Raw genomic sequence first — 13665 nt, 5'->3', positions numbered from 1 at the left:
AGAACTAAGTACAGATGAGTTTTTTTGAGCATCATAATTTCTTTGGAGAAAACCCCGCTCATCTGGCGCGTTTAATAAATAATATTAATACCGGCGTATGGGAGTATAACACCGTTACCAAAAAAGCAAAATGGTCTGACGGGTTCTACGCTATTTTGGGATACGCCCCCGGCGAAATCGAATGCTCGTACCACAACTTCTTCGAAAATCTCCTTTACTACCACGATAAGCAAACCTTTTTAAAGGCGACTCATTACACAGGCCCCGGCGCTACCCCTATTGCACATATCCGGTTGCTCACCAAAGCAGGGGGCTACCAATGGTTCGAAACCTCGGCCTTGAAACATGATGATGGCGACGGTCAGTTTGTGTACGGCGTGCTTAATAACATCAACAACTATAAAATTGCAGAATTTAAGGCAGCACAAGCCGAATTCATGTGCTCGGAAACCGGTCGTATTGCGCGTGTAGGTGGCTGGGAGATAGACGCACCCTCCATGACCCTGCATCTATCGCGTGAGATATACAATATCTATGAGCTTTATGGCGACGTTCAATTAGACATAGAAGAAGCCATAAGTTTCATTGAACCACAGTACCGCCCTGTAGTTACCAAAGCTGTTGAAGATGCCATTAACCTAAGCAAGCCTTTCGATTTAGAAGTGCTTTTCAAATCAGCCAAAAACAATGTTATTTGGGTGCGAACCAAAGGCTTACCTATTATTGATAATTATGGCAATTGCATTGCGATAAGGGGAATATTTCAGGATATAGACATTATCAAAAAAAGCGGGCTCAGCATGCAATCATCCATTAACCTGTTGGATGACCAAAACAAACGGCTGCAGAACTTCGCCTACATTGTATCGCATAACCTGCGCTCGCATGCCGGCAACCTGAAGTTTATGGTGAACCTGTTCGAAGAAACCAAACTGGAGAACGATAAGCAGGAGATTTTTTCGCACATCAAAACCATCAGTGATAGCCTAAGCGCCACTATGGGCCATCTGGATGAGATAGTGAAGATACAATCTGAAATTGGCAAGGAGCGTAAATTGGTAACCTTCCGTACCATCTTTGATAACGTTAAAGCCATATTAAGAGCCAATATTGATGCCACAGCTGCACAAATAAACGCTGATTTCAGCGATGCACCGCAGGTGAATTATATACCTGCTTATCTGGAAAGCATTTTCCAGAACCTGCTTACAAACGCCATTAAATACAAACATCCCGACCGCCCCCCTGTAGTAAACTGCTACACACAAAGAGACGATAAACACACTTACCTGATATTTGAAGATAACGGGATTGGGATTGACCTTAAACGATATGGCGACCAGCTGTTTGGCATGTACCGCACCTTCCATCAAAATAAAGATGCCAAAGGCATCGGCCTTTTTATTACCCGTAACCAGATTGAGGCCCTCGGCGGCACCATAGACATAGACAGCACCGTAAATGTTGGCACAAAATTTACAATGAAGCTGATATAAAACTTATATAATTAATGATTTTTGAACGACAAATGGTGACAGCCTGTATAATTGATGATGATGATATTTTCATTTACGGCTTCAAAAAATTCATAGAGATAAAGGGCGTTTTTGCCCACATTCTTAATTTTAGCAACGGTAAAGAGGCTATAGAGTACCTAAAAAATCCAAACTACGCCGGCAACCTGCCTGACGTGATATTTGTAGATATCAATATGCCGGTAATGGATGGCTGGGAGTTCACTCAAAACTTCGAGGAAATAAAGCCCCTCTTCGGGAAAAAAATATCCGTATACGCAATAAGCTCATCGGTAGACATTAAAGATATTAACCGAGCCAAAAATAATCCGGTAATAAAAGATTATATCCTCAAACCAATAAGCGAATCGCACGTTGCAGATATCATCAACTCTTACCAGCCCAGGCCGGGTTTTGGCGGCTTAAACTAACTTGTTTCGGGCATGCCCCCGCCCGAACAAAAAAAAGACGCGGATTTAGCGCGTCTTGGTAAAGTTATGCAAAGAAAGCGCGCAGGCGCTTGCTAGTGAGCCAGTTTATTCGATGTAGCTTTCCAGTATCTTAAAACCAGTGGTGGTGGCAAGTTCTACCCTCTCTATAGTTTTTGGTAACAGTATGCATTCGCCCATCTTTACAGGGTATGCGGCTCCATCGTGCGTAATGGTGTATTCGCCTGCCACGCAAACGTGTATCACGAATGAATCGAGGAAGGAGTAATCTTTGGTTACCCCCTCGGTAAAATCCATAATATTGGTAGTGAAGTACGGGCAGCTAACAACGTGTACGGTTTCGTCTATCTGTGGGGTGTAAAGCGTTTTGTACTCATCGTAATGCTTATAGTCTATGGCTGCTAAGGCTTCCTGCGTGTGCAGTTCGCGTTTGTTACCCCGATCATCAACTCTATCAAAATCGTAAATACGATAGGTGATATCAGATGTTTGCTGTATTTCGGCTATCAACAGGCCTTTGCCAATAGTATGCACGCGCCCTGCAGGCAAAAAGTAAACATCGCCGGCGGCAACATTTTCCTTGTTCAATATATCCATAATGTGGCCGCCGTTTAAGGCATCCACATATTCCTGTTCGGTCATTTCGCGGTTAAAGCCGGTGATGAGCGTACTGCCCGGGTCGGCCTCTATCACGTACCACATCTCGGTTTTACCGAAAGAGTTGTGGCGTTCTTTGGCCAATTCGTCGTTAGGGTGCACCTGCACGCTCAGGTCATCGTTGGCATCAATAAACTTAACCAGCAGCGGGAAGATGTTGCCGAAATGCGCATACACCTTATCGCCCACCAACTGGCCCTGGTATTGCTCCAGCAAAGTGGCCAGCGATTGGCCTTCCAGCGCACCGCCATCTACTACAGATACATCGGACTTTACGCCCGATATTTCCCAGGTTTCGCCGCAATTGGGCAGATCGCCGATATCTTTATGCAGATAGGTTTGTATTTTGTGGCCACCCCAAATTTTGTCTTTGTAGATGGTTTTGAATTTTAGCGGATATAATGCTGACATGGGTATGCTTTGTTAGTGGCGGCTAAGTTAAAGATTTTGATGAAGCCCCAAATAACGTTTTTCTAAAAATGAATACCACTACCGCCATTAAGGCCGTGTGGACGTAAATAAAATCTGCTATTCCTAAAAAGTGGGCCTGAGGGAGCACTCCGGCTTCAATTACCTTACCCAACAAAATAAATTCATACAGCATCATGATAATTAAAGGCAAAACGCAAAATGCCGCTAAAACCCCAACGCGATGTTTGTTAGCCAGCCTTTTATAAACCATGTATAACGGCGGAAAAGCAAGAGAGAAAACCAGTACAAAACCAAGCGCCTTAATAAACCAAATAGGCTGGACTGCAAGCAGCGCCTTTAATACTGTAGTTTCATCGCCGCCGCCAAGTGCCGCGGTAAGCACGCGGGCAAACGCTACGTTACCTACCACCAATAAGAACGCGGCCGGCCAAAGCCTTTTGTTATCAGTACGTAACATAAAAAATCCTATCCACATGCATACATAACTAAACACAGGACCAAATATAGTAGGCACATATGCGTAAGTAGAGTTTTCGCACCCTACGCTCAAGGTCCATAAATTAAAATCGCGTTGGATACCTGGCTGGCCACAAACAAAATAGGCAGCAGTTAAATGGGCCGTTTCATGCAGTTGCCCGAACACAAAAACAAAGGCCATAAAGGCGAGGCAATATTGCCAGGTAAAAGGAATTTTCATGGCGGTGAGACGCGGGAAGTGGTGCGGAGGTTACAAGTTACAGATTAAGGCATCGCCAGAATTTCTAACTGTTTGCAAACCTTTTTACAAAGTAGATTATCTAGTTCGGTATGCCTGCCAACAGCTGATTGTTTCTGATTAGCAGGATTGATATAAATAGTGTGGTTACCACCTTCGCGTAACACATAGCAGCCGTTCCTTTCAAGGTGCTTTATTAAAGCAGAACGCTTCATCAGGTTAGTTCGAGTTCTTCTATAATTACCTTTTTACCTATATACTCTTTTTCAGTAATTTCCTTATTCGTGTCCATGATAAGCCTTAGGGCATCTAATAAATTATCCCTCAGCTCTTCTAACGTTTTGCCCTGAGAAATAGCAGCCGGTACCTCCTCTATCTGGCCAACATACCATCCGTTTTCGCCCTGCTCAATAATCGCTGTAAACTTCATAATCAAATATAAAAATTTACAAACAAAAAAGCCCACCCTTTTTTCAAGGATGGGCTTCCAAATATTAAAAGCGACTGATTATTTAGCCAGCTTCTTTTTCAAGTTCTCGTCAATGGCTTCCAAAAACTCTTCGGTGTACAGGTAATCGGTACCGTGTTCAACCTTTGGTTTTATAGTGATAGCCAAATCCTTGGTCATTTTGCCGCTTTCTACGGTTTCAATACAAACTGCTTCTAAGGCTTTACAGAAATCTATCAGTTCCTGATTGCTGTCCAATATACCGCGAAACTCTAAACCACGTGTCCATGCAAAAATAGAGGCAATTGGGTTGGTAGATGTTGGGCGACCAGCCTGGTGCTCGCGGTAGTGGCGGGTTACGGTACCGTGTGCAGCTTCTGCTTCCATCACGGTGCCGTCAGGAGTAACCAAGGTAGACGTCATCAAACCTAATGAACCGAAACCTTGCGCAACGGTATCTGATTGTACGTCGCCATCGTAGTTTTTACACGCCCATACAAAGTTACCGTGCCATTTAAGGGCCGATGCAACCATGTCATCGATAAGGCGGTGCTCGTAAGTAATGCCTGCTTCGGTAAATTTGGTTTTGTAATCTGCCTGGTAGATCTCTTCGAAGATATCTTTGAAACGGCCATCGTATTTTTTCAGGATGGTGTTTTTGGTAGACAGGTATAAAGGCCAGCCTTTCATTAGCGCTTGGTTAAAGCAAGCGTGGGCAAAGCCGATGATAGATTCATCGGTGTTGTACATGGTTAAAGCCACGCCATCGCCTTTGAAGTTAAACACCTCGAACGATTGCTCGGGACTGCCATCCTCTGGCGTAAACTTAACAGTAAGCTTCCCTTTACCTTTGGTAACAAAATCTGTAGCGCGGTACTGATCGCCAAATGCGTGGCGGCCAATGCATATTGGGGCAGTCCAGTTAGGCACCAAACGTGGCACGTTGCTCATCACAATAGGCTCGCGGAAAACGGTACCATCTAATATATTACGGATAGTGCCGTTAGGCGATTTCCACATCTGTTTAAGGCCAAACTCTTTTACCCGGTCTTCATCGGGGGTAATGGTTGCGCATTTTATGCCTACACCATATTGTTTAATGGCGTTTGCGGCATCAATGGTAACCTGGTCATCTGTCTCGTCGCGATACTCGATACCCAGATCGTAGTATTTTATATCCACATCCAGATAAGGGATAATCAATTTATCTTTTATGAATTTCCAGATGATGCGTGTCATTTCATCACCATCCAGCTCAACTACCGGGTTTTGTACTTTAATTTTAGACATACCTTACTATGGTTATTATTTTGATTTAACGGTTTCAAACTTACATAAAATTTTATTTGTAAATTTTCACAATACCGCCATAATTTTAAAAAATACGGGGTATGTAGGAGCCTCGGTTAAATTATTCGCAATTGCCTGCGGTAAAAATTCGTTTTCCCTATAAGCAAACAATAAAATAAATAGCGTATTTTAACAGCGGCAATTAATTTGGTGGCAGCGTTGCCATTTAAATTGCAGCCGCTAATTTTATAAAAAATTTATTATCCGCTATTTTACCTTAGCACTGCTGTTATATTATGATGAAGTTGCTTTTCAAACCAACATTTTTTACGCTTTTATTAACCTCTTTCGCGCTAATATCTAAAGCTCAAATTGGCTACGATTATGCCCAATACGATTTTGGCTTGGGTGGCTCGCTCAATAAGGTTTATGGCGATGCCGAAACCATTAAGAACAAAGCGGGCATAAATGTTGGCTTTACCTACAATGCTACACCGTTTGTAAATTATATTGTAGAGATACAGTCAGGCAACTTAGAGGGAGGCGATATACAAACAAAATCGGGTAGGTATTTCAAAAATAGCTACACTGCTTTTTTATTCAGGGGACAATTACAAGCCGGCGAATTGATAGATTATTCGCGCAGCGGTTTTATGAACGCAATTAAAAACCTTTACATATCGGGCGGGCTGGGTTATATCATCAACGATATTAAGGCTGTCAACCGCGTATCCGAAATCACGCCAGGTTTTTTTACCGATGGCCTGGATAAAAGCAACGAACTGCTGTTGCCATTGAGGTTAGGCTACGAACTTAAATTCTTTAACCAATATAACGAGCCTTCGTTTAAGATTGACCTTGGCGCATCGTACATACACGATTTTGGCGACAATATGGACGGCTTTGCCGCCGGCACGGGCAAAGATTTACTAATACAATACAGCGTATCATTTAAATTTGCCTTAGGCGGCGTTACTTCATACCGCAAACAGATACGTTATTAATCCCTGCTTTGTAATCAATGGCTTTTTGGCAGGGTTTTTAGTGTATAATAATGTACAAAACAGAAACCTATGATACCCAACAACGAGAACAACGGATTAAAAACTGACCCTGAATACAGGGAAGACGATCTGGAGAACAACGCAGAGGATACCGCCGATAGCGACGACCTTAATTTTAACGAAGCGGAAGACAGCTTTGAATACGATGTAAAAGGCGACGACCCGGATTACGACCACCCAGACCCTTACGACACAGCCGTTAAAAACGGCGACGATATCAACTCCAGCTACGATGAGGCAAACCCTTACGATACCAAGGGTGAGTATGATGCCGTACGATCTATAGAGACGGATGCCGATAGCCTTGGTATGCATATAGATAGCGGCAAAATAGTAGAACTTAGCCCGCTAGATACCAAGCTTGCCCATACCCCCGAAGATGACCGCGACGACCTCGACGAAGAAGGTTACCCTAAGAACGATAAGTAGGCAGGGGAAAGTTGGAGAAGCTATAAAGGTTGGAATTGTTCAAAAATTGCCAATTCAAAAATCTAATATATATAACAAAAGGGATGGTTCTGATGAGCCATCCCTTTTGTTATATATGCTAACTGCTGGTAATTGGTAAATTCAGTTCGTGGAATTCGTGTCAATCTAATCAAAGTCTAAATTAAATTTGTTCTTCAAATCAATTAGCTGAGGGTTTTTGGCAGCCATGTGCTGAAATTTCTCCAGCGAGGTGTAAGGTTTGCGCACTACGGTTGTTTCTTCTACACGGGCGTTTACCTCTATATCAAAGTTGCGCAGCGTGGTGCGCAAAAAATTAAGCAAGTTGGGTCGTTCTTCCCTAAAATCCTTTTCCTGTACTTTATTGGATACAAGCACCTCAAAATTGCCGGGCGAAAGCACCCTGGGGGTGACGGATGTAAAAATATTATACAAACTGGCCGATTTACCCTCCGCTTTCAGCTTCGCGCCATGGTTAGTCCATAGCTGCAAGAACTCGTCGATGGTAAAGGGTTCTTTGTCCTCGCCTTTTAAGTAAGGGTCTTCTTCTATCGCCAGTGCCTCTTCTACCTGTTTACCCAACTCTCTGAAATTGGGTATTTTGGTGGTTGTACCGCCCGATTGCAAATTGGCCATCAAAGACATCTTAGGTTTTCCGGCCAGCGTTACAGGTTCTTCAGGTGCAGCGGTAAATGCTGGCTTAGCAGTTTCCTGCGGCGGCGTACGGTTAAATACAGCGGAGTTATTGCGTAGCAAAGGCACCTCATCGGTGTTTGCAGGCGGTAAAGTATCGTTTTTTGTTACTGTATCAGGTTTTTTTTTTAGCTCCCCTTGCGGGGCAGCTACTGTCTGTGGCATCGGCGCGGTGGCCAGGCTAAATACCGAGAGCAGGTGGCACATCTTCAACAACGCCAGTTCTACCTGCAAGCGTTGGTTTTTACTTTGTTTATAAGCTATATCACACTGGTTGGCAATATTCATGGCCGAGAGCAGGAAAGACACAGATGCCGCCTGCGATTGCTGCAGATAACGCGCCTTTATCGTCTCACTCACCTCAAGCAGTTTGATAGTAGAGGTATCCTTGCCTACCAATAGATTACGGAAATGCTCGGAAAGGCCGGATATAAAATGGGCACCATCAAATCCTTTAGATAATATTTCGTCAAACAGCAGCAACGTTTGAGCATTATCCTCGCCTAGTAGCCTATCGGTTATGCTAAAGTAGTAATCATAATCAAGTATGTTGAGGTTATCAATAACTGAGCGATAGGTAACGTTGCCGCCGCTGAAGCTCACGATTTGATCGAACATGGAGAGCGCATCCCGCAAGCCGCCATCGGCCTTTTGAGCGATAATGTGCAAGCCGTCGTTTTCGTAGCTGATGCTTTCTTTTTGGGCAATATTAGCCAGATGACCGGCCATATCCTCTACCCTGATACGGTTAAAATCGAATATTTGGCAGCGCGAAAGAATGGTGGGCAGTATCTTATGCTTCTCGGTAGTGGCTAATATAAATATAGCGTAATTAGGTGGTTCTTCCAGCGTTTTCAGGAAAGCGTTGAACGCAGCCTGCGAAAGCATGTGCACCTCATCTATAATATATACCTTATACCTGGCAGCTTGGGGCGGTATACGCACCTGCTCTATCAAACTGCGGATATCATCAACCGAGTTGTTTGATGCGGCATCCAGTTCATGAACGTTAAAGGAGTTACCGTTGGTAAAAGCCCGGCAGCTATCGCAGGTACCGCAGGCCTCGCCATTGGGCTGCAGGTTGGTGCAGTTGATGGTTTTGGCCAGGATACGCGCACAGGTAGTTTTGCCCACACCCCTTGGCCCACAGAACAAAAATGCCTGCGCCAGCTGATTATTCTTGATGGCGTTTTTGAGTGTATTGGTTATATGTTGCTGACCAACAACCGTTTCAAACGTAGCCGGGCGGTATTTGCGTGCCGAAACAATAAAATTATCCACAGGTATAAAGGTAGCAAGAATTGGGCATTAAAAAACAGAGAAATTCACTTTCTACAGGTGCGGCCGGTGGAGTATTTGTTTTCAAACGCTTATCTTTGAAAATAACATTTGCCAACGAGATGCAGCTATCCGATTTAGATATCAACAAAACTTATACCTACGCCGACTACCTTAAGTGGACGTTTGATGAGCGATTGGAACTGATTAAGGGTAAAATATTTAAAATGAGCCCTGCGCCAGGTTCTGTACATCAAATTATTTTTGGTGCGGTATTTAATTCCTTATACAATCACTTAAAAGGCAAACCGTGCAAAGTTTTTTCAGCACCTTTTGACGTTCGATTGAAGAAACGCTTTTCAGATAATAAGGATATTACCACCGTGGTTCAGCCCGATGTTTGCGTGGTTTGCGACCCTGCGAAAATAGATATCCGCGGATGCTTGGGTGCCCCGGATATTATGGTTGAGATACTATCCCCGGGCAATAACAAAAAAGAACTCCAAAATAAATATGAAGTGTATGAAGAAGCGGGGTATCTGAATATTGGATTATCCATCCAGAAGAAAAAACATTTCTGAAATATAGCCTTGTCGACGGTAAATATCAGGCATCAAGACTACTCACAATAGGCGATGAGATAACAACGCCGATATTGCCGGGTTTTGTTTTAACGCTTGATGAGGTTTTTGCCGAAGTTTAATTTAAACCACTGACTGATAACACTAAATAATTCGAAGCAAATTCTTATCTATAAGTATATTAAAACAACGTTACTTTTGTCATAAACACCATCCTCCTATTTTAATGAAACCTGTTGTCGCTCCCAAAACCCAAACCAGTACCAAGCGGTCTAAAACTTACATAAAATACGAAAAACTTCTGGCCGATATTGAGCGGCAAAAGCAATTCAAAATAAATTTAGAAGAAGCTTTGCACAAGGCCTTCAGCAAAGTGAATACCGAACTTTCACCGCTAATAAAACAGAGCCACTTACTTAAGCGAGATTACATTATACGACTGGACGAGCTTGCCTTGGAAATTGGCATAGGCAAGATTAACCGCGAATGGATTGAACCTTACATGGCCGATGAATTGGAAGAATTGCTTGATATTTTTGGCCACGAGGACACCCTGTTGTCGAAACTATATGAAAAATACGCGAACGTTTCTATAGACGATGTAGCTGAAGACGAAGACGTTATAGCGATGGCTAACTCGTTAAGCGAGATACTTGGCTTTGAGGTGGATCCAAAGGAAATATTAGAAAAAGGACAAACAGCCTATTTCGAACAATACCGCGATCAAATTTTCGAAAGCTTAAACAACCGTCAGCGCGATTTTTCAGATGCCGAAGAAGAACACAGCACGCAGAAAAAACAGAAAGCGGGTAGTGCCAAAAAAACGGATGAAACCGCACAACTTGCAAAAGATGCCCGCAAGATATACATGGGGCTAGTCAAAAAGTTCCATCCGGATCTAGAAATAAACGCCGACATAAGGGACGAAAAAAACGAGATTATTAAACTGGTAACCAAAGCCTACCAGGAAAACGATTTTTTTGGCTTATTAAAACTCCATATCACTTACATGGAAGACAACGAAATAGGAGCCGAAGCAAATGCCGACGACATGCTAAAAAGGTACAATAAGTTACTGCAAAAACAACTCCGTGAACTAACGAACGCTATAGGCGAAATACATTTTTCCAGCGAAGCTATCATTGCAGACTTTATTGACAAAAACGGCAAATTCAGTCCACAGAAATACGCCGCAAGACGTAAGGCTCTGGAAAAACAAATTGCAGCCATGCAGGCAGATTTGGCGGGGTCGAAAAAACGCCCCAAAGGATGGTTTAAAGATCAGGTGAGCATGATAAAAGATATTGTGCAGCAAAGCATGATGGAAGGAATGTTCCACAACATGTTTAGCGGGTTTAGATAAATCAAGCCAAAAAAATCTATTGCAAATCGTCGTCCGGCAAATGGTCATCATCTTCCGGGTCGGGTTCGCGCACATCATCGCCAACGCGTATTTGGTGCATTTCGTCCCGGTCTTCTACCTGGTCGTCAAAGTCTTCGTCCTCTTCATCGTACCAGTCGCCCTCTAAAACTTCGTCATCTTCTTCTATCGGGCCTTGCAAAAAAAGCCTGTCATACATAAACCCCAATGTGCCTGTGTGTTGGTATCTGCTTTCAGAAAATTCCATAATGAAATTATTTATAACATAGATACGCTTAAACAGGCTATTAGTTTTTTGAGGGCGTGTAATAAAGCGTTCACAAATGTTCATAACCTTTACCTCCTGTAATGTTCATAACCTTTACCTCCTGTTAATATCCGCGCAAACACGGAACGTATTGAAAGGAAGGCCAATAATCATCAAAATTACCTTAAGATATAACTTGCATTACGATATTATTCTCACTACATTTGCAGCCCCGTAATAGCGGGTATTTAATTAAAAATCAAAGTATAACAATGCAACAGTACGAAATCGTGATCGTTCTAACCCCGTTGTTGTCTACAGAAACAGCTGCTGAGGCTATTGCCAAATACAGCAAAGTTTTAACTGACAACGGAGCCGAAATTGTCCAGGAGGATAATTGGGGTTTGAAGAAACTTGCGTACCCTATTCAAAAGAAGACTACAGGGTACTATCACTTAACTGAATTCAAGGCTCCCGGTGAAGTAATTAACAAAGTGGAAGTTGAATTAAGGCGCGATGAGCGTGTTTTGCGCTTCCTTACCATTGCTCTGGATAAACATGCAGTAGCATACAACGAGAAAAAACGCAGCGGCGCATTCAACAAAAAGCCCGTAGCTAAAGTGGAGGAAAGCAAATAATGGCAAACGACCAAATTAAATACGTTACCGCTCCAAAGGTGGAGGATAACCGTAAGAAATACTGCCGTTTTAAAAAGAACGGCATCAAGTATATCGATTACAAAGACGCTAACTTTTTATTGAAATTCATTAACGATCAGGGTAAAGTATTACCACGCCGCTTAACCGGTACTTCGTTGAAATTTCAGCGTAAAGTGGCCCAAGCCGTTAAACGTGCACGCCACATTGGTTTATTACCTTACGTTACAGACTCATTAAAATAATCGGGAGGTTTACAAAATGGAAGTTATTTTAAAACAAGACGTTAAAAACCTGGGCGATAAAGACGATGTAGTAAACGTTAAACCAGGTTATGGCCGTAATTTCCTTATCCCTAAGGGTTATGCCATATTAGCCACAGAATCTGCACGTAAAGTATTGGCAGAGAACCTGAAACAGGCTCAATTCAAACAAGAGAAAATACGCAAAGACGCTGACGCTATCGCTGCACGCCTGGAAGGCATTAAGCTTACCATTGGTGCAAAAGCTGGCGAAACCGGCAAAATCTTCGGTGCTATCAATACCATACAGGTAGCTGATGCCTTGAAGAAAGAAGGTTTCGAAGTTGATCGTCGCCGTATTACTTTCGATCAGGAGCCAAAATTCATTGGCGAGTACGTAGCTAACGTAAACCTGCATAAAGAAGTAAAAGTTCAGGTACCTTTCGAAGTAGTAGCTGAGTAATTTTAATTTCGGACTTCTAAATTTCGATTTCGGAATTAGCGTTTAGAATTTAAAAAAAAGGTGTTTTGCTTAGGCAAAACACCTTTTCTGTTTTATAGCGTTTAGCATTTCGAATGGCACGTTCCCGAATCGTCAAATAGTAAAATTCCGAAATCGAAATCACGAAATCCGAAATTTTCATAGCTTTGCATCATAATGGCCCCTAATACCCGCTCTGCAAAAAGCAAACCTTCTAAATCTACATTCCGCAAACCGCAAACACGTTGGGGTGGGTTTGGCCGGTTGGCGTTCCGCATCGTAAAACTTTTATTTATAGCATTTGTAGGTCTAAGCTTATTCGGTGTTATCCTTTTCCGTTTTGTAAACCCGCCGTTTACCTGGCTAATGGTACAACGCGGTTTTGAACAGAAAGCCGCCGGCAAAGATTGGAAAGTAGACAAACAATGGGTTGATTTTGAAGACATTGCCGACCCAATGAAGCGCGCTGCCGTTGCCGCCGAGGACCAGACTTTCTTAGAAAATCACGGCTTCGATTTTAACGCCATACAAAAGGCTATCCAGAAAAACGCCAAAAGTAAAAAGCTTATCGGCGGCAGCACCATTACCCAGCAAACCGCTAAGAACGTTTTCCTGTACCCAGGGCGCTCGTTCGTACGCAAGGGCCTGGAGGCATGGTTCACGGTGCTGATAGAGGCATTCTGGAGCAAGAAGCGGATCATGGAGGTGTATTTAAACGTAATAGAGATGGGCGACGGTATCTACGGTATTGAAGCAGCCGCGCAGGCATACTTTCATAAACCGGCAGCGAAACTCAACGCACGCGAGGCAGCGGCCATAGCGGTGATATTCCCGAGCCCGCTCAGATGGTCGGCAACTGATCCCACTACATATTTAAAGCACCGGCAATACCTCATCAGGCAAAACATGCGCAGGCTTGGGCCGCTGGAGTTTTAAGACGGCATTACACAAAATTACCGGAGAAAAATCAGTGTTTTTCTTCAAAAATCTTAAAGAAATCAGAACCTGTCTTGGCTTTTCGTAGCTCATCAATGTCAGGTATTAATGCCAGTAAAACATCGGGGCCTAAGCGTATCTTTCCGCTCCAATT

Annotated in this window: 16 protein-coding genes and 1 pseudogene; 10 read left to right on the top strand and 7 right to left on the bottom strand. The window is 43.2% G+C overall.

Annotated features, from left to right (window positions below; genetic code table 11):
* Positions 1-14: 14 nt before the first annotated feature.
* Both E2R66_RS01210 and E2R66_RS01205 read left to right on the top strand, forming a co-directional pair.
* Positions 15-1496 (top strand): PAS domain-containing sensor histidine kinase, encoded by a 1482-nt coding sequence (locus E2R66_RS01210; protein WP_133229657.1) that lies wholly within the window; start codon positions 15-17, stop codon positions 1494-1496.
* 14 nt (positions 1497-1510) lie between these two features.
* Positions 1511-1945 (top strand): response regulator, encoded by a 435-nt coding sequence (locus E2R66_RS01205; RefSeq protein WP_133229659.1) that lies wholly within the window; start codon positions 1511-1513, stop codon positions 1943-1945.
* 105 nt (positions 1946-2050) lie between these two features.
* Here E2R66_RS01205 and E2R66_RS01200 read toward each other — a convergent pair whose 3' ends face one another.
* The 5 genes from E2R66_RS01200 to E2R66_RS01180 all read right to left on the bottom strand — a co-directional run bounded on the left by E2R66_RS01200 (position 2051) and on the right by E2R66_RS01180 (position 5505).
* Positions 2051-3031, bottom strand: a complete 981-nt coding sequence (locus tag E2R66_RS01200) for a type I phosphomannose isomerase catalytic subunit (protein WP_133229661.1) — start codon at positions 3029-3031, stop codon at positions 2051-2053.
* A 22-nt stretch (positions 3032-3053) separates the two neighbouring features.
* The gene (locus E2R66_RS01195; RefSeq protein WP_133229663.1) at positions 3054-3749 is read right to left on the bottom strand and encodes a hypothetical protein; all 696 of its coding nucleotides are present in this window, start codon (positions 3747-3749) and stop codon (positions 3054-3056) included.
* 44 nt (positions 3750-3793) lie between these two features.
* The gene (locus E2R66_RS01190; protein WP_133229665.1) at positions 3794-3982 is read right to left on the bottom strand and encodes a type II toxin-antitoxin system HicA family toxin; all 189 of its coding nucleotides are present in this window, start codon (positions 3980-3982) and stop codon (positions 3794-3796) included.
* Entirely contained in the window at positions 3982-4197 is a 216-nt protein-coding gene (locus E2R66_RS01185) for a type II toxin-antitoxin system HicB family antitoxin (protein WP_133229667.1), read from the bottom strand. Before E2R66_RS01185 ends, E2R66_RS01190 begins: the two co-directional genes overlap by 1 nt.
* 78 nt (positions 4198-4275) lie before the next feature.
* Entirely contained in the window at positions 4276-5505 is a 1230-nt protein-coding gene (locus E2R66_RS01180) for an NADP-dependent isocitrate dehydrogenase (RefSeq protein WP_133229669.1), read from the bottom strand.
* 296 nt (positions 5506-5801) lie between these two features.
* On the opposite strand from E2R66_RS01180, the gene E2R66_RS01175 reads away from it, so the two are divergent.
* Both E2R66_RS01175 and E2R66_RS01170 read left to right on the top strand, forming a co-directional pair.
* Positions 5802-6509, top strand: coding sequence for a hypothetical protein (locus tag E2R66_RS01175; RefSeq protein WP_133229671.1), 708 nt, complete (start codon positions 5802-5804; stop codon positions 6507-6509).
* 69 nt (positions 6510-6578) lie between these two features.
* The gene (locus E2R66_RS01170) at positions 6579-6998 is read left to right on the top strand and encodes a hypothetical protein (protein WP_133229673.1); all 420 of its coding nucleotides are present in this window, start codon (positions 6579-6581) and stop codon (positions 6996-6998) included.
* A gap of 165 nt (positions 6999-7163) precedes the next feature.
* Here E2R66_RS01170 and E2R66_RS01165 read toward each other — a convergent pair whose 3' ends face one another.
* A complete protein-coding gene (locus E2R66_RS01165) occupies positions 7164-8990 on the bottom strand; it encodes a DNA polymerase III subunit gamma/tau (protein WP_133229675.1) in 1827 nt (608 codons plus the stop codon).
* 119 nt (positions 8991-9109) lie between these two features.
* Here E2R66_RS01165 and E2R66_RS01160 point away from each other — a divergent pair.
* Together E2R66_RS01160 and E2R66_RS01155 are read left to right on the top strand one after the other, a co-directional pair.
* Positions 9110-9690, top strand: a pseudogene (locus E2R66_RS01160) (Uma2 family endonuclease).
* 104 nt (positions 9691-9794) lie between these two features.
* Positions 9795-10931: a hypothetical protein gene (locus E2R66_RS01155; protein WP_133229677.1), complete on the top strand. Its 1137-nt coding sequence runs from the start codon at positions 9795-9797 to the stop codon at positions 10929-10931.
* 16 nt (positions 10932-10947) lie between these two features.
* Here E2R66_RS01155 and E2R66_RS01150 read toward each other — a convergent pair whose 3' ends face one another.
* Positions 10948-11196 (bottom strand): hypothetical protein, encoded by a 249-nt coding sequence (locus E2R66_RS01150; RefSeq protein WP_133229679.1) that lies wholly within the window; start codon positions 11194-11196, stop codon positions 10948-10950.
* Positions 11197-11468: 272 nt separating this feature from the next.
* Between E2R66_RS01150 and rpsF the strand changes: the two genes are divergently transcribed.
* The 4 genes from rpsF to mtgA all read left to right on the top strand — a co-directional run bounded on the left by rpsF (position 11469) and on the right by mtgA (position 13511).
* Entirely contained in the window at positions 11469-11834 is a 366-nt protein-coding gene (gene rpsF, locus E2R66_RS01145) for a 30S ribosomal protein S6 (protein ID WP_133229681.1), read from the top strand.
* Positions 11834-12097 (top strand): 30S ribosomal protein S18, encoded by a 264-nt coding sequence (rpsR, locus tag E2R66_RS01140; protein ID WP_067054791.1) that lies wholly within the window; start codon positions 11834-11836, stop codon positions 12095-12097. Before rpsF ends, rpsR begins: the two co-directional genes overlap by 1 nt.
* A 16-nt stretch (positions 12098-12113) precedes the next feature.
* The gene (gene rplI, locus E2R66_RS01135) at positions 12114-12557 is read left to right on the top strand and encodes a 50S ribosomal protein L9 (RefSeq protein WP_133229683.1); all 444 of its coding nucleotides are present in this window, start codon (positions 12114-12116) and stop codon (positions 12555-12557) included.
* 195 nt (positions 12558-12752) lie between these two features.
* Positions 12753-13511: a monofunctional biosynthetic peptidoglycan transglycosylase gene (gene mtgA, locus E2R66_RS01130; protein ID WP_133229685.1), complete on the top strand. Its 759-nt coding sequence runs from the start codon at positions 12753-12755 to the stop codon at positions 13509-13511.
* Positions 13512-13665 lie beyond the last annotated feature (154 nt).

The sequence above is a fragment of the Mucilaginibacter psychrotolerans genome (genome assembly GCF_004519315.1).
Classification (GTDB): domain Bacteria; phylum Bacteroidota; class Bacteroidia; order Sphingobacteriales; family Sphingobacteriaceae; genus Mucilaginibacter; species Mucilaginibacter psychrotolerans.
Note: the sequence above shows the minus strand (reverse complement) of the source record. Positions and strands in the feature narration are given on the sequence as shown.

Coding starts and splice junctions, on each gene's coding strand:
- E2R66_RS01210 (WP_133229657.1), top strand. CDS start 15: ATGAGTTTTTTTGAGCATCATAATTTCTTTGGAGAAAACCCCGCTCAT.
- E2R66_RS01205 (WP_133229659.1), top strand. CDS start 1,511: ATGATTTTTGAACGACAAATGGTGACAGCCTGTATAATTGATGATGAT.
- E2R66_RS01200 (WP_133229661.1), bottom strand. CDS start 3,031: ATGTCAGCATTATATCCGCTAAAATTCAAAACCATCTACAAAGACAAA.
- E2R66_RS01195 (WP_133229663.1), bottom strand. CDS start 3,749: ATGAAAATTCCTTTTACCTGGCAATATTGCCTCGCCTTTATGGCCTTT.
- E2R66_RS01190 (WP_133229665.1), bottom strand. CDS start 3,982: ATGAAGCGTTCTGCTTTAATAAAGCACCTTGAAAGGAACGGCTGCTAT.
- E2R66_RS01185 (WP_133229667.1), bottom strand. CDS start 4,197: ATGAAGTTTACAGCGATTATTGAGCAGGGCGAAAACGGATGGTATGTT.
- E2R66_RS01180 (WP_133229669.1), bottom strand. CDS start 5,505: ATGTCTAAAATTAAAGTACAAAACCCGGTAGTTGAGCTGGATGGTGAT.
- E2R66_RS01175 (WP_133229671.1), top strand. CDS start 5,802: ATGATGAAGTTGCTTTTCAAACCAACATTTTTTACGCTTTTATTAACC.
- E2R66_RS01170 (WP_133229673.1), top strand. CDS start 6,579: ATGATACCCAACAACGAGAACAACGGATTAAAAACTGACCCTGAATAC.
- E2R66_RS01155 (WP_133229677.1), top strand. CDS start 9,795: ATGAAACCTGTTGTCGCTCCCAAAACCCAAACCAGTACCAAGCGGTCT.
- E2R66_RS01150 (WP_133229679.1), bottom strand. CDS start 11,196: ATGGAATTTTCTGAAAGCAGATACCAACACACAGGCACATTGGGGTTT.
- rpsF (WP_133229681.1), top strand. CDS start 11,469: ATGCAACAGTACGAAATCGTGATCGTTCTAACCCCGTTGTTGTCTACA.
- rpsR (WP_067054791.1), top strand. CDS start 11,834: ATGGCAAACGACCAAATTAAATACGTTACCGCTCCAAAGGTGGAGGAT.
- rplI (WP_133229683.1), top strand. CDS start 12,114: ATGGAAGTTATTTTAAAACAAGACGTTAAAAACCTGGGCGATAAAGAC.
- mtgA (WP_133229685.1), top strand. CDS start 12,753: ATGGCCCCTAATACCCGCTCTGCAAAAAGCAAACCTTCTAAATCTACA.